Source organism: Kurthia gibsonii, from assembly GCF_006539985.1.
Lineage (GTDB): Bacteria > Bacillota > Bacilli > Bacillales_A > Planococcaceae > Kurthia > Kurthia gibsonii.
The window spans coordinates 14,446-34,911 of sequence record NZ_BJOB01000013.1; the positions used below are offsets into that span (position 1 = coordinate 14,446).

Sequence of the window (20,466 nt, forward strand, 5' to 3'; positions counted from 1 at the left end):
TTGATAAAGGAAAAATGTATTGTAGAAAAAAACTTCTTAAAGGAGTGTATTTTTGATTTTTGTAGAATTTATTGTTTAGTGGCAAAAATAGGAGATGGAGGTGTTTCGTTGGATATTAAACACTATATAAACGGTCACTGGAGAAAAGAAGAATCAATGCATTTTATTCCAGTTTCAAACCCTGCCAATGGAGAAGTAATAACGAACGTACCGATGGCTTCAAAAGAATTAGTTCATGAAGCGATTCAACATGCAAAACATGCACAAAAAGAATGGGCAAAAGTACCAGCACCCAAAAGAGCCGACTATTTATATGCAATTGGTGAACGGTTGCGAGATGAAAAGGAGCGACTAGCTAGAATTTTAACGATGGAGATGGGAAAAGTAATTGAAGAAGCACGTGGTGAAGTACAAGAAGCCATCGATATGGCATTTTATATGGCAGGTGAAGGAAGACGGTTATTTGGTCAAACGACGCCTTCTGAATTACCAAACAAATTTGCAATGAGCGTACGTGCGCCAATCGGTGTAGTGGGTCTCATTACACCATGGAATTTTCCAATTGCGATTGCGACGTGGAAGTCATTCCCAGCGATTGTTGCAGGTAATACCGTTGTTTGGAAGCCATCGACCGAAACACCACTTATGGCATATGAGTTAGCAAAAATTATCGAAGAGGTGGAATTACCAGATGGCGTCATCAATATTGTATTTGGAGGAGGTAGTGATGTAGGGTCTCTACTAGTAGAACACCCAGATGTACATGTTATTTCATTTACGGGTTCTACTGAGACAGGGCAAAAGATTGCGGAACTTGGTGGTAAACACTTAAAAAAGGTCTCACTCGAATTGGGTGGCAAAAATGCCATTATCGTGATGGAAGATGCCGATTTAGATTTAGCTGTAGAAGGCATTATTTGGAGCGGATTTGGAACTTCTGGTCAGCGGTGTACAGCTTGTAGTCGTGTCATCGTACATGAAGCTATAAAAGAAGAATTAGCTGACCGGTTAATCACTGCAATGGAGTCATTAAAGCTTGGTAATGGATTAGATGAAGGTGTACAGATTGGTCCAGTTATTCATAAATCAGCCCTTCATAAAATTCATAGTTATATTCAATTAGGATTACAAGAAGGTGCAACTTTATTGAAAGGAGGTCGCATAGCTGATTTTGAATCAGGTCATTTTTACGAACCTACTTTATTTACAGATGTAAAGCCGCAATCACGTCTCGCACAAGAAGAAATTTTTGGTCCAGTCATTTCAATGATTGCAGTTCAAAATTTAGAAGAGGCGATTGAAGTGAATAATTCAGTGAAATACGGTTTATCTAGTTCAATCTTCACACAAGATGTAACAAAAGTATTTCAGGCACAACGCGATTTAGATACAGGTATTGTTTATGTGAATGCAGGAACAACTGGAGCAGAAATTCATTTACCCTTTGGTGGAACAAAAGGAACAGGTAACGGACATCGTGATTCTGGCATCCAATCCCTAGATGTTTATACGGAATGGAAAAGTATTTATGTGGATTATAGTGGCACACTTCAACGTGCTCAAATCGACAATTAAGGGGGCATTCAAATGAAAGTGACAATTCTAGGCGCAGGTTTAATGGGAAAAGAAGTCGCACGTGATCTAGTGAATAGTTCGAATGTAGATAAAGTTTATTTAACTGATATTGATATCGAAAAGGTCCGTACGTTTGTAGAACAATTAAATAGCGATAAAATTGAACTTTTAACAGTTGATGCTTATGATGACGAACAGTTATGTGAAGTGATGGGAAAAGCAGATGTTGTGGTGAACGCATTATTTTATAAATTTAATGTACGCGTTGCAAAGTTAGCGATTGAACTTGGCGTTCATTTAGTTGATTTAGGTGGTCATATTGGCGGTATAACAGATGAAGTTTTAAAACTAGACGAGGAAGCGAAGAAAAAAGGTGTGACGATTATTCCAGATTTAGGTTTAGCACCTGGTATGACAAATATTTTAGCTGGATATGGTGCTTCTAAACTAGATCGTGTGAATGCAATTAAAATTTATGTAGGTGGTATCCCAGCTTCTCCAAAGCCGCCACTTGATTATAGCGTAGTGTATTCTTTAGACGGTGTATTCGATCATTATACAAAACCCTCTTTGATTGTACGAGATGGGATGATTCGCGAATTACCTTCTTTATCTGAAGTAGAAAATCTCTATTTCCCAGGCTTTATTGGTTTAGAGGCGTTCCATACGAGTGGCGGTCTTTCAACACTTGCGCGAACATTTTCTAAATTACACACATTAGAATATAAAACGATTCGTTACGCAGGACATGCCGAACGCTTTAAATTACTTGTTGATTTAGGACTTACACAAAAAGGTAATGAAGTGGAAGTAGACAATGGTATTACCGTAGATATGCGTGAAGTGATGAAACAATATTTAGAGAATAAATTAAGTTTAGGCGACCAAGAGGATGTTGTATTACTTCGTGTGGAAGTGCATGGAGAGGCGAATGAGGAACGTGTATCATTTGAATACGATATGGTAACCTACCGTGATAAGAATAGTGGAGAAACAGCGATGGCACGAACGACTGCTAACACGATTTCAGTAGTCGCAAAACTGATTGGCGATGGCACGATTACAGAACGCGGTGTCATTCCACCAGAATTAGCAGTACCAGGAGAAAAGTATATGACGGAGATGAATCATCATGGCGTAACAATCACAGAAACCATGCTCATGTCGACAAATATTATTAAAGGATAGGGGAGATCGTCATGAATTTTCAATTCTCGGATGAACAAAATATGTTACGCCAGACAGTACGTCAATTTGTAGATGCAGAGATTATGCCTTATATTGCGGAGTGAGATGCGACAGGTGGGTTTGATCCAGCTATTTGGAAAAAGCTAGCTGACCTAGGTTTACTCGGTATATGCATACCCGAAGCATACGGTGGAAGTGGCATGGATTATAATGCATTGGCGATTGCCTGTGAAGAACTGGAGAGAGGGGATACAGCTTTTCGGACGGCTGTATCTGTTCACGTAGGATTGAATAGCATGACTTTATTACAGTGGGGAACAGAAGAACAAAAACAAAAGTATTTAGTTCCTCAAGCAAAAGGTGAAAAGATTGGTGCATTTGGTTTAACAGAACCGGGTGCAGGATCAGATGTAGCGAGCATGCAATCACATGCAACATTAGAAGGAGATGTGTATCGCTTAAATGGTCAAAAAACATGGATTTCACTTTGTGATATTGCTGATCACTTTATTGTATTTGCCTATACGAATCCAGCGTTAAAACATAAAGGAATTTCAGCATTTATTGTAGAGCGCGGGATGGCTGGTTTTTCTTCAAAAGCTATTAAAGGAAAGTATGGGATTCGTGCGGGTAATACAGGAGAATTATTCTTTGATGATGTTCTTATCCCAAAAGAGAATCTTCTTGGCCAAGAAGGAGAAGGTTTTAAAATTGCGATGACAGCACTTGATAATGGACGTTTTACAGTAGCAGCCGGAGCAGTCGGGTTAATTGATGCGTGTATTGAAGCGAGCGTAAGTTATTGCCATGAACGTGAAACATTTGGACAAAAGATTGGTGAGCATCAATTAGTTAAACAGATGATTGCACGTATGGAAGCAGGCTATCAAATGAGTCGTTTACTTGTATATCGTGTAGGCGAGATGAAAAATAGCGGTGTACGTAACACGCGTGAAACGTCTCTTGCGAAGTGGCAAGCATGTGACTTTGCGAATTGTGCGGCAGATGATGCAGTTCAGATTCATGGCGCATATGGTTATTCAGATGAATATCCTGTTGCACGCTATTTACGTAATTCAAAAGCGCCTGTTATTTATGAAGGAACACGCGAAATTCATACACTCATGCAGGCAGACTATGTACTTGGTTATCGTGAAGACCATCCATTATCACATATGTTACCGAAGTGGGCAGGTACTAAAGAATAATGTAGAAAAGGATTGCACGATTGTGTAGTCCTTTTTTAATTTGTAAACAAATAAAAAAGAGAGAAGTCGGTTGAATGACCTGACTTCTCTCTTTCAGTTATTACTTTTTATAAACTCTTTTTTCAATGCTTAGCATTTCAGAAGCTGTTACAAATGTATAACCTTGTTGTTTTAAGTAACGAATTACTTGTGGCAATGCTTGAGCTGAACTTGCATGAATGTCATGCATTAAAACAGTTGTATATTGTGATTTTTGACTTTTCACATTCGCTAATGTTTGTTGTGGATTATGATGTTTCCAATCAAGTGTATCGACATTCCATAAAACAACTGGCATTTTTGCGATTTTTGAAACATTCGCATTGTAAGAGCCATAAGGTGGACGGAATACTGTTGGATTTTTACCTGTTGCTTTTTTAATGGCCTGATTGGTTGTTTCAATTTCTTTTTTTACGTTTGCATTCGATAGTAATACTAGATTTGCATGTGTTAAGGAGTGATTACCAAGCTCATGTCCTTCATCTGCAATTTGTTTCACCATTTTAGGATTTGCGCGTGCTTGTGTACCTACCATGAAGAATGTTGCTTTAACCTTTTCGCGTTTTAAAGTAGCTAAAATACTCTTTGTAGATGTCGTATTTGGCCCATCATCAAATGTAAGAGCAACCGCTTTTTTCGGAATAGGTTTCTTTTTCTTTTGAATAATTTTCTTAACAGGTATTTGGAATTCTTTTGCTAAAGAAGAATTAATATTCTGAAGTGGTAAAGTAATTGTTATTGGCTGGTTAAATGAAGATGTAAAACTATCGGGATTTAAATAGAAGTATAAATTTTGATCATCGAGTGCAAAGTTTTCAAAATGACTAGCTTCTTGGTTGATTGCTAAGTCTTTTTGTTGACTTTTATTGAAATTTTGTACTTCTTTATGTTTTGCCAGTTCTTTTTGTGATAAATTCATAATATGTGTTAACTGCTCACCAGAAGGTATAACTTCCTTAATATCAATTAACTCATTCGCTGGCTGATCCACTGTAAACGTAATGAATTTTTGATCTTTTTTCTGTTTATCCTCTTGTAAACTTTGAGTTAAAACAAATGAATAAAGATCCTTATGTTTCAATGTCATGTACGTCACATGCATCTGTGCATCTTTTGCGTATTTCCCTTTGAAAAAGTCTGTTTTCATCTCTTTAACGGCATCACTGATAGCTGTATTCAGTTCAGAAGATCCTGTTTTTGGGTACTGAATTGTATAGCTACCTTGTTCTGTTTCATTTGTGACCGTCACCGTTTTAATAAATGGGTTGTCTGTTTCAGCTGTAGAGGTGTTTTCAGTTGAAGCGGCTAAACCCTTTTCAGAAGGACTTTTCAAGTTTAGCATGTATACTACAGCGAAAATAATAAGAGATAATAGTATACAAACAAGTAGTGAGTCAATTAATAATCTGTTTTTGAATGGTGAAGATTTCATTTTTTTTGTATACTCCTTTTCATAGTATTAGGTTAATATTACCATTATTTTACGGTGTATGGTCATATAAAGTAAGTAAATTTTATAACTTATAGAAAAATATATTTAATAGAGAGGACGTTTGAAAATATGCCTCATAATAAAGAGGAAGAATTAGCAATTAACTGCTTTTTACTTGCAGGACGTTTGCTAGTTCAATGTGGTGCGGAAACTTATCGTGCAGAGGATACAATGTTGCGCATGGCACAATCACAAGGTTATCCAGATGCACAAAGTTTTGTGACACCTACAGGAATCATTTTTTCTGCAGGACATGAACGACCTACAAGGATTGCTCAAATTCCTAGTAGAACAACTGATTTAGAAAAAATTGCACAAGTTAATAATGTTTCGCGAAATTTAACTGCACGAAATTATTCAATTGAAAAAGCTTATGAAGAATTACAGCGAATTGAAAAGACAAATTTCTTTTTTCCTACCTGGGTCCAAATTCTTGCGGCAGCCATTGCTAGTGCATGCTTTTTAATCTTATTTAGAGGTATATGGTCGGATATGCCGATTGCCTTCATTGCTGGCGGTGCAGGTTTTATCGTATTTATGGCGATTCACTCCTTAACCAAAGTTAAATTTTTTGCAGAGTTCACAGGTGCTCTTTTTGTAGGTGTTATTGCTTTCTATGCTGTGGAGTTCGGATATGGATCGCAACTCGATAAAATTATTATAGGGTCTGTTATGCCACTTGTACCAGGTGTACCAATTGCAAATGCAGTACGTGATTTAATGGCTGGACACTTCGTATCAGGTGTAGCAAAAGGTGTCGAAGCCTTTTTAACAGCTACAGCAATTGGTGCTGGTGTAGCACTTGTACTATTAACATTTTAAGGAGGCAAATCGATTGGAATATGTGATTCATATCATACTGAGCTTTATTGCAACTGCAACATTCGCAATTATTTTTAATGCACCAAAAAATACACTGTTTCACTGCGGTCTTGTTGGGGCCATTGGCTGGGGGATCTATTTAGTCTTCACCAATCATGGTGTAGATATTGTACCTGCATCATTTGCAGGAGCATTTGTTATTGCCATTGTAGCACACATTTATGCAAAACGTTTTAAAACCCCAATGTTAATTTTCAGTGTAGCAGGAATTATCCCACTTGTACCTGGTGGGATGGCTTATAATACAATGCGTCATGTAGTGGAAAAAGATTATACACAGAGTATTGAATTTGCAGTGAAGACGAGTTTAATAACAGGTGCGATTGTGATGGGATTAGTTTTTGCGGAGGTATTTATGCAATTAATTTTTACAGCACTACGACGTCGAAAAATACCTACGAAATAAAACGCATAGTGACTATTTTTATACGTACCCTTTTTTCTTCTATTGAGTATGTGTTTATTAAAAAGAAAAGAGGATGAGACATAAGTATGAAAATATCATCTTATATGAGCATAAGAAAAACCGGAATCGCGCCACAGCACGATTCCGGTTTTTTGTTGCGAACTCTAAAAGGAAAATGAAATGTTTTGTCTCATCCTCGTCTTTTGTTTTAACTACATGAAGTAGTCATAGGCTCTTTTGATAGTGGTTCTAAATCAACTTCAAAACCTAAATCTTCAAGCATTTGCAAGTCGGATGATTCCTCTTGTCCACTCGTTGTTAAATAATCCCCGATAAAAATTGAGTTTGCTGCGTAAAGGCTAAATGGTTGTAAACTTCTTAAATTTACTTCACGCCCACCAGAAACACGAATTTCTTTCGTTGGATTAATCATACGGAAAAGTGCAAGGACGCGTAGAGCATAAAGTGGTGTGACTTCTTTTGTTCCCTCTAAAGGTGTACCGTCTACTGCGTTTAAAAAGTTTACTGGAATTGAATCAGCATCTAATATACGTAAGCTTTTCGCCATCTGTACGACATCTTCTTTAGACTCTTTCATGCCAATAATAACACCTGAACAAGGGGAAATACCCGCATTTTTTACTTTTTCAACAGTCCCCACACGATCTTCATATGTGTGAGATGTTGTAATATGTTCATGATGATTTTCTGATGTATTTAAGTTGTGATTGTAACGATCGACACCGGCTTCTTTTAATCGTTCTGCTTGCTCTGGTTTTAGAATACCAAGACATGCACAAACCGTCATATTTGGGTTTTCAGCTTTAATTTCTTTTACAGCATCTACTACAATATCCAATTCACGATTCGCAGGACCACGACCACTTGCTACGATACAATACGTACCAGCTTGAACAACGCTTGCTCGTCTCGCACCCTCTACAATTTCTTCTTGTTTCATCATGGCATACTTTTCAATCGGTGCTTTTGAAATAATAGACTGTGAGCAATAGCCACAGTTTTCTGGGCACAGACCAGATTTCGTATTAATAATCATATTTAATTTCACTTTATTACCGTAGTAGTGATAGCGAATTTGATAACTCGCCTGCAATAACTTAAGTAAGTCTTGTTGTGGTGTTTCTAAAATAGCTAGAGCTTCTTCATCTGATAATAAATAGTTTTCCTCAATGATCTGTGTAGCTAATTGTTCATAATTCATGATTTACGAACTCCTTTCAAGACGAATTGCATGCGATAGGCAAAGAAGCCAGATAGTACAGATAGAATGATATCTTTTGGAAGCGGAGGCATCATCCACAACCAAGCAATTTGATATGTAAAGTTCTCAGGAGCTGCTGCCCATAGTTTATAAGCGAAGTACATCCAATTTGTTCCGAATACATAGTTGATGACCATAGCTACAAGTGCTGCAGCAACATACATCATTTTCGTATTTTTCATTTCAATCATTTTTCCTGCAACATAAGCTGCAAAAATGAATGACACGATGAAACCGAATGTTGGACTTAATACTTGGCTAAAACCACCGCTGAATCGTGCGAATACGGGTGCGCCGGCTAAACCGATTAGCATGTAGACTGTAACAGCAATAGCTCCTCGCTTACTTCCTAAAATTAATCCAGCTAAAATTGCGAAAAATGTTTGGAGTGTAATTGGAACACCACCAACGACCATGAACGGTGCAAATGATGTGATGTTCGCCCCAATCATCATCAATGTAGCAAACATAGCACAATAGACTAAATCTACAACGCGTAATTTTGTTTTCGACTTTGTCATCGTTGTTTGACTTGTTGTCATTTCTAAATCCCCCTCAAATGAGTAAAAATTGAACATGTAAGTTGTTCAATATCCAATTTAATACTTTTTTATAATTTGTGTCAACTTATTTTTATTTTAAGTTTACTCAAATTATGAAAAAGACCTCAACTAATCTGCGAAGAAAAGTTGAGGTGGCTATTTTATAATAATTCGTTATGAGTGAATAAAGTTTCGATATCTTGCGGAACTTTAGGGCGACTTAATTGATAACCTTGAATTGCATCGCAGCCAGCTTCTCGTAAAATTGAAACTTGTTCTTCTGATTCAACACCTTCTGCAACAACGCGCATGTGTAAAGAACGTCCAAATTGAATCATACCTTGAACTAAAGCACGCGTTTTCTCTTGGTAGACAATCGGTGCGATAAACGAGCGGTCAATTTTAAACTCTTCTAAAGGTAATAGTTGCATATAACGGAATGAAGCATAACCTGTTCCAAAATCATCTAATGAGAATTTAATCCCTTTAGCTTGTAATTTACGCATTTGGCTAACAATCGATTCTTCTGCTTCTGCTTCAAGCGCAAATTTTTCTGTAATCTCAATTTGCAGTAAATGTGGTGGACATTGTGTACGTTCTAATACTTTTAAAATCGTATCAACCATATTTTTATCGCGGAATTCACGAATCGATGTGTTAATACTAATGCGAATTGGTGTCCCTGCATTCGCCCATTCAACAGCTTGTTCACAAGCTTTTTCAAGCATGAAGCTGCCGATTTGATTAATTAAACCAGTTTCTTCTGCAATCGGAATTAAAATATCTGGCGGTACAATCCCAATTTCAGAGTCTTCCCAACGTACGAGCGCTTCAACAGTTGTGATTTCATCTGTTGTTAAATCTTGTTGTGGTTGATAAAGCACGCGTAAATCTTTTTGATTTAGTGCAATCAATAATCGTTTTTCAATAATTGAACGGGTACTTAAAGATTCATGGTCAGCCTTAGATAAGCTCATAATAAGATTTCCGCCCTCAGCTTGTACCTTTTGGATTACTGAGTTGGAAGCTTTGAATAAGTTACTAAATGTACTTTGGTCTTCAGGGAATTTTGTAATACCACCACTTACAGTTAAAGGAGTTGAAGTATGATCCAAGTAAATCGGGTGTTGTGTTAAGTAAGATAAGAACCCTTGGATAAACCATTCACCAAGTGGCGTTAATACAACAAACTCGTTGACACTAATACGGGCCATCGTACTATCTTGGAAATACATTTTCATGCGATTTGTGAACTCTGTTACGAGTACAGCTTCTGTTTGCTCATCATATATTTCTTTTAGTGAATAGAACTTGTCGATACTTAAAAAGACGAACGTGAAGTGATGACCTTCTTCAATCATCTCGTTGACGATTTGTTCTAGACGGTAACGGTTCATCAGTCCAGTCTCTTGATCGATGTAGGCGATTTGTTCTAAACGATTTTGTAACATCTTTTTATCGGTAATATCATTTTCTAAAAATAGATAAGAAGGTCGATTCTCTTTATTTTTAGCAATTGGAATAGCGGATAATTCTACCCAATAAGGTTGTCCATCTTTTGTGATTTGTTCAACCTCGCCATGCCATGTGCGATTATTTTTCAATGTTGACCAAATTTTATCCGCCTGTTTTGAGCCTTCATCTGTTTGTGGGAACATTTGCCATAATGTCTTTCCGATAATACGCTTTGGCGTCCATTTACTATATTTTAAAAAGTTCGAATTGGCTGCTTCAATTAAACCATTTTCGTCAACCGACAACATCATGAACGAATCTTCTAAACCAGAGCGTAAATAAGATAACTGTTCTTCAAAATTCGTATCAGAAGTGTTACGATCGGAAGGTGTCAAACTAATGACTAAACAAGGTTGGTCTTGAATTGTCCAAACGGTAAAGAATGTTTTACATAGGATGCGCGTCTGATCTTTCGTTATATATGCAAGGTAGCCCATATCACGTACTTCTGGCTCCTCAATTAGTTGTTCAAAGATTAGTTCGTTTGTAGCGAGTTGACTTTGTTCAGCGAAAGGTACTGGATAACCAAGTATGGCATCTGTATCGTAACCTAAATATTTCTCCGCTGTATGGTTCCATAGAATTATTTCTCCGTCTTTATTGACAAGGAGAAAAGGCTGGGGTAACTGGTTAATTAATTCTTGTGAAGATGGTAATAAGATTTCACTTTCTTTCATTTTATGCAACGACTCCTTGAATTTACGGTATAGTTCCTATTATAGAGAAAAAAAGTATATAAGTCATTAGTAACAGATGATGAAATAAAAATAATTTATTTTACCTAATTTTGATTTGCGTTTAAGAAAATATTATTCAAAGGGATAAAAATACAAAAAAATCGAAAAAAATAAGCAAAAAGATGTAAAGAAGGGGGCCTACAAATGAATCATACGACTAAGAGATTAAAAGGAATCATCATGATTATAATTGGTTCAATGCTTTGGGGAGCGACAGGACCTATGATGGAATGGGTATTATCGTCTAGCCATATGAGTGTATCATTTATGCTAACAATACGCCTTTTATTGGCAGGTTTTCTCATATTATTCTTTTTAATCGTGACTAAAAGAGATATATATGCTATTTGGAAACAACCTTATTGGTGGATTAAACTTGTGATTTTTAGTGTGTTTGGGATGCTCGGCGTACAATATACGTTTGTTGCTGCGATTCATGCAAGTAATGCAGTTTTAGCAACATTATTGCAATTTTTAGCACCTATTTTTGTTGTGCTATATGTGTCATTCTCACAAAAGATGTTTCCACCGAGATATCAAATATTCGGTATCTTAGGGACATTAATCGGCTTGTTCCTATTGCTAACAAATGGTTCTATATCAAACCTATTAGTAAGTCCTGTAGCGCTTCTTTGGGGATTAGGTGTAGGTTTGACATTTGCTTTTTATACACTATACCCCACTTCTGTCATGAATGAATGGGGTGTACTCGTTGTCATTGGATGGAGCATGTTAATAGGTGGTTTGCTTCTTGGCTTCTCAAAAGGTTTTTGGGAATTTAATCAATATGCGCTACTCGTGGAGAGTAGCACCAATTTTATGTTATTAGCGATTATTTTCTTTGGTACAATCGCTTTTATCCTATTTTTAAGTAGTATGAAATATATTTCACCTGTTGAAACGAGTATCTTATCGAGTTTCGAACCATTAACTGCAATGTTTATATCGGTTATTTGGTTGGGAAGTGTACTTGCGGGCGTTCAAATCATCGGAATTATTCTTATGATTTTATGTGTTGTCTGGTTATCAATTGAAGGAAATCGACAATCGGTGAAGATGAAGGAAGAATAGAGAGGGAGTGGGTGAACCATTCCTTCTTTTTGTATATAAAGACATAAATCGTTTAGTTTAAAGTAATTTTTAAATCATGATTATAGCTATTTTTGAAGGCGAAACATTTATCTAGAGAAATGAAGTGGGAATATGTCATAATAAACAAATCAATGAAGTCGGGAAGGTGTCTTATGCGAAAAGTTTTTTCTTATATAGGCCCTTATAAATGGGCAGCCTTAGTGGCCTTCATGCTGATGTTAGTCGAGTTAGCAGTTGAATTAGTACAACCACTCATCATGGCAAAAATTATCGATGAGGGTGTAGTCGCAGGGAATTTACATACGGTTATTTTATGGGGAAGTATCATGCTTGGACTCGGTGTACTTGCTTTTATAGCAGGGATTTCAAATGGTTTCTTCTCAGGACATGCAGCACAAAGTTTTGCGTATGACTTACGAGTTGCGCTATTTAAAAAAGTACAATCTTATTCAATGCATAGCTTTTTAAAGGTTCCTACATCGAGCATGATTACACGTATTACGAATGACGTGACGCAAGTACAAAATATTTTCTTCATGTCATTACGGTTTATGATGCGTGCGCCTCTTGTTGTGATTGGGAGTCTAGTTATGGCCTTTTTAGTGAATGCTAAGTTGGCAATTTTTTTAGTGATAGGGATTCCATTTTTACTTATTTTCTTATGGTTCATGGTGCGAAAAGGTGCGAAAAACTTTGGGAAAGTTCAAAGACGTGTCGACCAAGTGAATCGTAATATTCAAGAAAACTTACAAGCGACACGTTTAATCAAAGCGTATATGCGCGGTGTCTATGAATCGACTAAATTTAATCAATTAGCAGTCGCATTAAAAACAGATACGATGAAGGCACTTCGTTTAATGGAACGTATCCAACCTGTTTTATTAATTGTCATGAATGGTGCTTTACTCGTTATTTTATGGCTTGGTGCAAAAGAGATTCAAGCAGATCGCATGCCTGTCGGTGATTTAGTCGCAATCTTCAACTACACGATGCGCATCACAGGAAACTTTAGCATGTTTGCGATGATTATTACGTTCTTCTCTCGCGCTTCTGCTTCAGCCAATCGCATGAATGAAATTTTATCGATGGATGAAGTGCAAACCGTTCAAGAAAATAAAGAACATAGTCCATATTATGTCGAAGCACGTCATATTACATTTAAGTATGATGAAGAAGGAAAGTTTATTTTACATGATGTATCGTTCGCAGCGAATCGTGGTGATACGATTGCAGTTATGGGTGCTACAGGTTCAGGTAAGTCCTCGTTACTCCAATTATTACCTCGTCTGTATGATGCAACGGAAGGTACGATATTTGTAGAAGGAAAAGACGTGAAAAGTTATGATCCGCATGATTTACGTCAAAAAATCGGTTATGTACCACAACGTTCTCTATTATTTACAGGAACGATTTTTGAAAATATTACATGGGGGAATGAACATGCGACGCTAGAAGAAGTAGAGCATGTATGTAAGATTGCACAAATCCACGAGACCATTATGCGTTTTCCAGATGGTTATGAAACACGCGTAGGACAAAAAGGTGTGAATTTATCGGGCGGGCAGAAACAACGTATTGCGATTGCGCGTGCCTTGATTCGTCAACCAGAACTCTTTATTTTCGATGATAGTATGAGTGCGCTCGATTTAACGACTGAAGCGAAGTTATGGCAGGCATTAAATGAATATGAAGACGCAACACGTTTTGTAGTGACACAAAAGATCGCAACAGCGAAAAGTGCCACATGTATTTTATTAATGGATCAAGGTGAGGTAGTTGCACAAGGAACGCATGAGGAGCTTCTTGAAAATAGTGCACTTTACCGAGAGATTGTCGCTTCACAGCAGGAGGTGAATACGAATGTTTAAAGCATTTCAATATAAACCGATTTTAACAAAAGAAGATATTCAGTCACATCAAAAGAAAAAACGAGCGAAGACATCGAATATGAAAGGGACGATTGGTCGTATTTGGCAGCTTGTAGACGAACAGCGTATTCTACTACTTGTTGTATTAGCGATGGTCTTCTTAAGCTCTGTCGGAATGTTGCTAGGACCTTTATTAATTGGTCGTATGATTGATGAACAAATTTTACCGAAGAATTTAATTGGTATTGGTCCAACACTCATACTATTGGCGGGAATTTATATTATGGTGTCAATTACGTTATTTTTACAAAACTACTGGATGATTGGCATTGCCCAACAAACTGTTTACCGATTACGTACACAATTGTTTGAAAAGTATCAGCGCCTGCCGATTTCATTCTTTGACCGTAAACAACATGGTGATTTAATGAGTCGTATGACGAATGATTTAGATAATGTGAGTTCTACATTAAATAGTACATTCATTGAAGTATTTTCAAGTGCACTCATTTTAACAGGAACATTCACCTTTATGATGATTTTGAGCCCACTTTTAACCATTGTGACGATGATTATTATTCCGATGATGTTTTTAGCGACGAAGTGGATTACACGTCGCACAGGTCCATTATTTAAAAAGCAACAAGCGACACTTGGTGCATTGAACGGTATGGTAGAAGAAACAATCTCAGGACAATATGTTGTTAAAGCTTATTCGCAAGAAGAACGCATGATTCGCCAATTCGAGGAGAATGGTCAACGTTTACGTCGCACAGGTTACTGGGCGAATGTCTACTCAGGTGGTATTCCGAAAGTGATGAACTTCTTAAATAATGTCAGCTTTGCGATTGTTGCAGGATTTGGCGGTTACTTAGCTTACAAAGGGCATGTCACAATTGGGATTGTCGTGATTTTCGTTGAGTATGCTCGTCAATTTACACGTCCACTCAATGAATTAGCGAATCAATTTAATAACGTGTTATCTGCCATCGCAGGTGCAGAACGTATTTTTGAGATATTGGATGAGCCAGAGGAAGTAGAAGAAGGAACGAAGTCTTTAACGAAAAGACTGGCGGGGAATATTACGTTTGATCACGTTGATTTTAAATATGATCCACAAAAAGAACCGTACATTTTACAAAATGTGAACTTTAATATTCACTCAGGTGAAACAGTGGCGCTCGTCGGTGCGACAGGAGCAGGGAAGACAACCATTATGCAATTAATGGCTCGCTTTTATGAAACAACTTCAGGACAAATTCGAATCGATAACCAACCGATTGAACAGATTTCACGAGAAGATTTACGCAATCAGATGGCATTTGTTCTTCAAGATCCGTTCCTGTTTGAAGCATCTATTTTAGAAAATATTCGTTATGGTCGATTAAATGCCACAGATGAAGAAATCATTGAAGCATGTAAACAGGCGAATGCCCATGCTTTTATCGAACAATTAGAAGATGGTTATCATCATGTGTTAAAACCTGAAGCGAGTGATTTAAGTCAGGGGCAGAAGCAGTTATTATCCATTGCGCGAGCGCTTATTGCAGACCCTGCGATTCTGTTATTAGATGAGGCAACTTCAAGTATTGATACCGTAACGGAACTGCATATTCAACGTGCATTAAATCATTTAATGAAGGGCCGTACAAGCGTTGTTATTGCGCATCGTCTCAATACAGTGAAAAATGCAGATCGAATTTTTGTTATGGAACAAGGACAATTAGTCGAACAAGGTACGCCGAAAGAGTTAATCGAGAAGCAGGGAATTTATTACGGTATGTTGCAACAAGGGAAAGCAATTGAATAAAAGATATGAGGAGAATCGAAAATTATCCGATTCTCCTTTTCCATTTTCTTGAAAGTTGAACGAAAGGCGAATAGGACTTACAATAGGAGATATTCTATAAGGTAACGGTGATAAAATGAATGTATTTGCGATGAAGGCAACGTATCCACTCGATACATTGACACAACAAGAGCTAACTCAATTATGTGAAGATGCAGCGCTAACTGATGGTGTGAATTATTTGGAATGGATGCATGAACAAGATTGGAATGAGTGGGATACACGTGGTTTTTTTGTTTTTATCTATGACGAGGACCATGACCGCTTAGTAGCAGCATTGAGCGCTTTTGATGCATTTGGTTTACATGCATACGAATGGTCGATGGTCATTGAACCTTTATATCGTTCAATTGGTTTAGAAGAAGTATTAATTGATGGATTAAAACATGGACTAGAAGAAAGACAAGCGACAGGTGAAATGGCAGTTGTCGATCAGCGTCAAGAGATGAAACAAGTTCTTGAACAACAAGGATATGTATATAGTTCATCAAAGCTTCAAATGATGACTACCGCGCAACAAGAAAATGACGTGGAATTCAATGTACGTCCGTATCAACCAGATGATTTGCAAGTTGTTCAACAAATGATGTCAGATGGTTTTGGTGACTTACCTGAAGAAACAGAAGAATTTATTGCGCTCATGGATGAGGAATCGAGTAGTCACGTTTTTGTGGCAACACAACAAGATGAAGTCGTTGCGATGGTTACAACAGCAGTGTTGGAACGACAATTATGGATTACATCTTTTACAACACTAGCTTCCAAACGTCGTCAGGGCATCGCTTCAAATTTAGTGAAGTGGGTAAAGAATGAAGCATATAGACAACAACTTGAAAGTGTTAGATTAGAAGTAGAAACTGAAAATATCGAAGCACTTACTTTTTATAAACAAGCTGGTTTTGAAGTAGTGGAACAAGTCGATTATTACATTGTGAAATAAGCAGCAAAGAAGGGTGACATATGAAAATAGTTTGTTTTGGCGATAGTTTAACTGCTCGAAAAGAAGGTTATCCTAAGCCAATGTTGACGATGATGTTATCGGAAAAGGTAAAAGGGCATATATATGTGAATATCGGACTTCCTGGGAATACGACGGTGTCTGCGCGAGAGCATTTAAAGTCAGAAGTTTTGGAAGAGCATCCAGATGTCGTAACGATTCTTTTTGGGTCGAATGATTGTTCTGAAACGAAACAAATCCCTTTATCCATTTATGAAGAAAATCTCGCATTTTTTGTGAAAAAAATCGGTCCTAAAAAAGTCATTTTGATTACGCCACCTCCTGTAGACGAGCATAAACAAAAATATCGTACGAATGCACGCATTCACGAATATGCAGATGCGGTACAACGCGTAGCCGCACAGTATCAATGTACATGTATTGATTTTTTTGAACATGTTTATACACAACCGGATTATGAAAAATTACTCGTTGGAAAAAGTGACGATGGCTTACACTTCGGTGAAAAACTCTATGATCAACTCAGTGACTTAATTGCAGATGAGCTGAGAAAACGTGAACGTGAAGCAGAAAAATCACTTTGGCGAAAAATGATGGATAAGTTGTAAAAATAGATTACTAAAAGTAAAAGGAATCGTGCCACAAATAGCGCGATTCCTTCTTTTAATTTAATCCAATAAAAAATATTGTTTCGTCGGTGCTACAAGATGTAATTCGTGCATGGCACGTGTTAACGCAACATAGAGTAATTTACGTTCTAGTGGTGTATCTTCAAAAGGTTCTTCACTCGCTACGAGAATTACTGCATCGAATTCAAGTCCTTTTGCGAGATGACTTGGTACGACAAGTATAGCATCTTGGTCAATTTCCGATGTTTCATCTAATAGTAATGCAGGAACCTCAGCTTGTTGTAACTTCTGTGTTAGTATTTTTGCTTCTTTTGTCGATTTACAAATACATGCGATTGAGCGATGTCCATTGGCGCGAATTTGTTCATTTATTGTATGAATCAACTGTGGATCAATTCCATGCATTTCATGGAATTCAGGAATAAGTCCATGACGTACAACCGGTTCGACAAGTGGTAAATCTTCCTTCATTCCTTGAAGAATTGTATTCGCAACGTCCATAATTTCAATTGTTGTACGATAGCTTTTTTGAAGTGTCTTATAAGAGGCACGAGGGAATAGTTCACGGACAGGTCCCCAATTTGTGAGCGAACGGTAACTATGAATCCCTTGCGCTAAATCACCAACCATCGTGAATAAATCTGTATCGAGTCCATCTCTTAAAGCTGCTAATTGGAAAAGACTATAATCTTGTACTTCATCAATGAAGATAGCGCGCATTTTCCATTCATCTGAAATTCCTTTAATTTTCGCATGCAAGTAATAAAGTGCTGCTAAATCTTCTGTCGCATAACGCTCTTTTTGATGGAATGTTAAAAATGTATGACGTTCTTCTTCTGACCAATTGGGTGTTAATTTAGCTAGAAGTATGTCATCAGTTAAAAGTTGGCGATAGATTTTTTTAATATTTTGTTTTGAGAAAGGCTTCATGTAACGTGTAACAAGTGTTTTTGCTTCTTTTTCAATTGCGGGGATACGCATATCACGTTCATCAATCCAGCGCGTTACTTCTGCTTTTCGCTTTACTGGGTCAATGATGTTTAGCGCACGTCCTAAAATATCATCGTATTTACGATTCAAATCGTACAAAATCTTCTTCTTTTTCATCTGTACGGTACGTTGTACAACAGCTTTAATCTTTTGAATTCGTTTTTCAATTGGCAAGTAAGCATACTCCGTACGGAATAGTTTTAATAATTTTGTACCACGTAGTAGACGGTATTTTTCAAGAAAGACATCTGTAAAGTGTTGTTCATATTGCGCATTCATTTCAGCAATTAATCCGTCCATTAAATCACGATATTCGAGTGAACCTTTTAACTTGGTAATCCAGAGTACATCATCTTTTGCTTTTTGTTCGATAAGAGATTCAAGTAATTCATTCGGAGCAGTTAGTTTTAAAGAGAGTCCAATTGCTTTTTGTACATATTCTTCATATGTTGTTTGACAAATTGCGCCGACACCAAGTTCTGGAAGTACATCCGAGATATAATCGATAAAAAGTTTATTCGGTGCTAAAATCATTAATTTTTCTGCTTCGAAATGTTCACCCATTGTGTAAAGGAAGTAGGAGATTCTGTGAAGGGCAATCGTCGTCTTCCCAGATCCAGCCGCTCCTTGTACGATAATCGGTTGTTTTAAATGCGCACGAATAATTTCATTTTGTTCAGCTTGAATGGTTGAAACAATTTCAGTTAATCGAACGTCAGCTTTCCCAGCAAGTGCATCTTGTAGTAGCGCATCATTCGTCGTTAAGTCAATGTCTCGTACATCAAGTAATTCACCATCTTCAATTTTATATTGGCGTTTAGAATAGAGGTGACCTTTGTTTTCGACATCATTCACCATATACGTTAAGTCGCCTAAACGCCCATCATAATAAACATTTGCGACTGGTGAGCGCCAATCGACAATGACGGGTTCTTGCGTTTCTTTATCGAATAGTGAGGTTTTCCCGATATAGAGTTTTTCATCGGGCTCGCCTTCTTTTTCAAAGTGAATACGCGCAAAATAAGGCTTCGATTTAATTGCTTCGAGCCCTTCTTGTTGATTACTCGCCATATCAAAAAAGCGAGTATTCGTTAAAATATTTAAGTATCCTAAGCTGGAATCTAAGTAGTCGAGGTCTGCAATGGAGTTTCGAATGATTTCTTGTGCATTAGCTAAATCTTCTTCTGATTCATGCAGTAATTTTTCCATAAAGTTTTTCACATAGGTGAGATGTTGTGCTTCCTGTTGAAAATCAGGATGTTGTTCAGACATAAAAAATCCTCCCATCGAAATATCGTTTTTGAAACGTAATGGAATGCTTGACACGGCCCTTCATACTGCTTCAATCCCTTTAATAAAAGGACAAAAACGGCTTTCTTTGGTAGAGTGACAAATACTATCATACGTTTTTTAAAAAAGATTTGCAAAAACGAGGAATACCTTTCATGATGTAATGGAAGATAGGAGAGAAAAGACATGAAAATTTTTGCCCATCGAGGTTTCTCAGGTGACTATCCTGAAAATACATTACCTGCTTTTGAAGCAGCATCAAAACTTCCGGTAGAAGGAATCGAATTTGACGTACAGCGTACAAAAGATGGTGTACTTGTTGTTCATCATGATGAAAAAATTCATCGTACATCGAATGGTAAAGGACATTTGAAAGACTATACATTTTCAGAGCTTCGTGAGCTTGATTTTGGTAGTTGGAAAGATAAAAAATTTAAAGGGATACAAATTCCGACACTTGGAGAAGTATTACGTGTATTCAAAGATACACATCATCTCTTAAATATTGAGATTAAAACAGATGTGGTGGATTATCCTGAAATTGAACAAGCGATTATGGAACAAGTCGATTACTTAGATATGACAGATCGTGTCATCTATTCATCATTTGACCATGTGATGGTCGAAAAATTATTGCGTGTGGCACCGAATAATACAACAGCTGCGCTATTTGAAAAAATTTTAGTGAACCTACATGAATATGGTGAAAAAATTGGCACGAAGCATTTACACATTTCATTGAATGCGGCTAAAAGAGGTGTAATTCGTGAAGATATTCAAAAGGGAAGTATATTCCGCGTATATACAGTGAATAAAATAGAAGACTACGATGCAATGGAGAAATTAGGGGTGGAGGCTGTATTTACAGATGTCCCAGATGTGTTATTAAAGCATCGGAAAAATAAATCATAATAAAAGAGTCAC

15 protein-coding genes and 1 pseudogene are annotated in these 20,466 nt (G+C 37.1%); 11 read left to right on the forward strand and 5 right to left on the reverse strand.

What is annotated here, in order from left to right; all coding sequences use genetic code 11:
* Positions 1-108: 108 nt before the first annotated feature.
* The 3 genes and pseudogenes from KGI01_RS05965 to KGI01_RS05975 all read left to right on the forward strand — a co-directional run bounded on the left by KGI01_RS05965 (position 109) and on the right by KGI01_RS05975 (position 3,971).
* A complete protein-coding gene (locus tag KGI01_RS05965) occupies positions 109-1,575 on the forward strand; it encodes an aldehyde dehydrogenase family protein (RefSeq protein WP_141273936.1) in 1,467 nt (488 codons plus the stop codon).
* A gap of 12 nt (positions 1,576-1,587) precedes the next feature.
* Entirely contained in the window at positions 1,588-2,763 is a 1,176-nt protein-coding gene (locus KGI01_RS05970) for a saccharopine dehydrogenase family protein (RefSeq protein ID WP_068456257.1), read from the forward strand.
* 11 nt (positions 2,764-2,774) lie between these two features.
* A pseudogene (locus tag KGI01_RS05975) lies at positions 2,775-3,971 on the forward strand (acyl-CoA dehydrogenase family protein).
* Positions 3,972-4,071: 100 nt separating this feature from the next.
* Here KGI01_RS05975 and KGI01_RS05980 read toward each other — a convergent pair.
* Positions 4,072-5,442, reverse strand: a complete 1,371-nt coding sequence (locus tag KGI01_RS05980) for a polysaccharide deacetylase family protein (protein ID WP_068456251.1) — start codon at positions 5,440-5,442, stop codon at positions 4,072-4,074.
* Positions 5,443-5,571: 129 nt separating this feature from the next.
* On the opposite strand from KGI01_RS05980, the gene KGI01_RS05985 reads away from it, so the two are divergent.
* Together KGI01_RS05985 and KGI01_RS05990 are read left to right on the forward strand one after the other, a co-directional pair.
* Entirely contained in the window at positions 5,572-6,324 is a 753-nt protein-coding gene (locus KGI01_RS05985; RefSeq protein ID WP_068456248.1) for a threonine/serine exporter family protein, read from the forward strand.
* 13 nt (positions 6,325-6,337) lie between these two features.
* The gene (locus KGI01_RS05990; RefSeq protein WP_068456244.1) at positions 6,338-6,790 is read left to right on the forward strand and encodes a threonine/serine exporter family protein; all 453 of its coding nucleotides are present in this window, start codon (positions 6,338-6,340) and stop codon (positions 6,788-6,790) included.
* A 208-nt stretch (positions 6,791-6,998) separates the two neighbouring features.
* On the opposite strand, the gene bioB is transcribed toward KGI01_RS05990, so the two are convergent.
* From bioB to KGI01_RS06005, 3 genes are all read right to left on the reverse strand, one after another.
* Positions 6,999-8,015, reverse strand: a complete 1,017-nt coding sequence (gene bioB, locus KGI01_RS05995) for a biotin synthase BioB (protein ID WP_174795795.1) — start codon at positions 8,013-8,015, stop codon at positions 6,999-7,001.
* A complete protein-coding gene (locus KGI01_RS06000; protein WP_068456239.1) occupies positions 8,009-8,614 on the reverse strand; it encodes a biotin transporter BioY in 606 nt (201 codons plus the stop codon). The genes bioB and KGI01_RS06000 overlap by 7 nt, the downstream gene beginning before the upstream one ends.
* Before the next feature lie 161 nt (positions 8,615-8,775).
* Positions 8,776-10,806 (reverse strand): bifunctional diguanylate cyclase/phosphodiesterase, encoded by a 2,031-nt coding sequence (locus tag KGI01_RS06005; protein WP_141273938.1) that lies wholly within the window; start codon positions 10,804-10,806, stop codon positions 8,776-8,778.
* A gap of 204 nt (positions 10,807-11,010) precedes the next feature.
* Here KGI01_RS06005 and KGI01_RS06010 point away from each other — a divergent pair, with 204 nt between their 5' ends.
* The 5 genes from KGI01_RS06010 (at position 11,011) to KGI01_RS06030 (ending at position 17,241) form a co-directional block, all read left to right on the forward strand.
* Positions 11,011-11,937 carry a DMT family transporter gene (locus tag KGI01_RS06010; RefSeq protein WP_141273939.1) on the forward strand — a complete coding sequence of 309 codons (927 nt, stop codon included), beginning with the start codon at positions 11,011-11,013 and terminating at the stop codon, positions 11,935-11,937.
* A 173-nt stretch (positions 11,938-12,110) separates the two neighbouring features.
* The gene (locus tag KGI01_RS06015) at positions 12,111-13,826 is read left to right on the forward strand and encodes an ABC transporter ATP-binding protein (protein ID WP_141273940.1); all 1,716 of its coding nucleotides are present in this window, start codon (positions 12,111-12,113) and stop codon (positions 13,824-13,826) included.
* The gene (locus KGI01_RS06020; RefSeq protein ID WP_174795794.1) at positions 13,819-15,636 is read left to right on the forward strand and encodes an ABC transporter ATP-binding protein; all 1,818 of its coding nucleotides are present in this window, start codon (positions 13,819-13,821) and stop codon (positions 15,634-15,636) included. The genes KGI01_RS06015 and KGI01_RS06020 overlap by 8 nt, the downstream gene beginning before the upstream one ends.
* A 115-nt stretch (positions 15,637-15,751) precedes the next feature.
* Positions 15,752-16,615: a GNAT family N-acetyltransferase gene (locus tag KGI01_RS06025; RefSeq protein WP_087680897.1), complete on the forward strand. Its 864-nt coding sequence runs from the start codon at positions 15,752-15,754 to the stop codon at positions 16,613-16,615.
* Between the two features lie 20 nt (positions 16,616-16,635).
* Entirely contained in the window at positions 16,636-17,241 is a 606-nt protein-coding gene (locus KGI01_RS06030) for a GDSL-type esterase/lipase family protein (RefSeq protein ID WP_068456222.1), read from the forward strand.
* A 60-nt stretch (positions 17,242-17,301) separates the two neighbouring features.
* Here KGI01_RS06030 and helD read toward each other — a convergent pair whose 3' ends face one another.
* Positions 17,302-19,524 (reverse strand): RNA polymerase recycling motor HelD, encoded by a 2,223-nt coding sequence (gene helD / locus KGI01_RS06035; protein WP_141273942.1) that lies wholly within the window; start codon positions 19,522-19,524, stop codon positions 17,302-17,304.
* A gap of 204 nt (positions 19,525-19,728) precedes the next feature.
* Here helD and KGI01_RS06040 point away from each other — a divergent pair, with 204 nt between their 5' ends.
* Complete coding sequence (locus KGI01_RS06040; RefSeq protein WP_068456216.1) at positions 19,729-20,454, forward strand: glycerophosphodiester phosphodiesterase family protein; 726 nt, start codon at positions 19,729-19,731, stop codon at positions 20,452-20,454.
* Positions 20,455-20,466: the final 12 nt, after the last annotated feature.

What these genes read in the sequence shown, in the direction of transcription:
- KGI01_RS05970 (WP_068456257.1), top strand. Translation starts at nt 1,588, where the DNA reads ATGAAAGTGACAATTCTAGGCGCAGGTTTAATGGGAAAAGAAGTCGCA.
- KGI01_RS05980 (WP_068456251.1), bottom strand. Translation starts at nt 5,442, where the DNA reads ATGAAATCTTCACCATTCAAAAACAGATTATTAATTGACTCACTACTT.
- KGI01_RS05985 (WP_068456248.1), top strand. Translation starts at nt 5,572, where the DNA reads ATGCCTCATAATAAAGAGGAAGAATTAGCAATTAACTGCTTTTTACTT.
- KGI01_RS06000 (WP_068456239.1), bottom strand. Translation starts at nt 8,614, where the DNA reads ATGACAACAAGTCAAACAACGATGACAAAGTCGAAAACAAAATTACGC.
- KGI01_RS06005 (WP_141273938.1), bottom strand. Translation starts at nt 10,806, where the DNA reads ATGAAAGAAAGTGAAATCTTATTACCATCTTCACAAGAATTAATTAAC.
- KGI01_RS06010 (WP_141273939.1), top strand. Translation starts at nt 11,011, where the DNA reads ATGAATCATACGACTAAGAGATTAAAAGGAATCATCATGATTATAATT.
- KGI01_RS06015 (WP_141273940.1), top strand. Translation starts at nt 12,111, where the DNA reads ATGCGAAAAGTTTTTTCTTATATAGGCCCTTATAAATGGGCAGCCTTA.
- KGI01_RS06020 (WP_174795794.1), top strand. Translation starts at nt 13,819, where the DNA reads ATGTTTAAAGCATTTCAATATAAACCGATTTTAACAAAAGAAGATATT.
- KGI01_RS06025 (WP_087680897.1), top strand. Translation starts at nt 15,752, where the DNA reads ATGAATGTATTTGCGATGAAGGCAACGTATCCACTCGATACATTGACA.
- KGI01_RS06030 (WP_068456222.1), top strand. Translation starts at nt 16,636, where the DNA reads ATGAAAATAGTTTGTTTTGGCGATAGTTTAACTGCTCGAAAAGAAGGT.
- helD (WP_141273942.1), bottom strand. Translation starts at nt 19,524, where the DNA reads ATGTCTGAACAACATCCTGATTTTCAACAGGAAGCACAACATCTCACC.
- KGI01_RS06040 (WP_068456216.1), top strand. Translation starts at nt 19,729, where the DNA reads ATGAAAATTTTTGCCCATCGAGGTTTCTCAGGTGACTATCCTGAAAAT.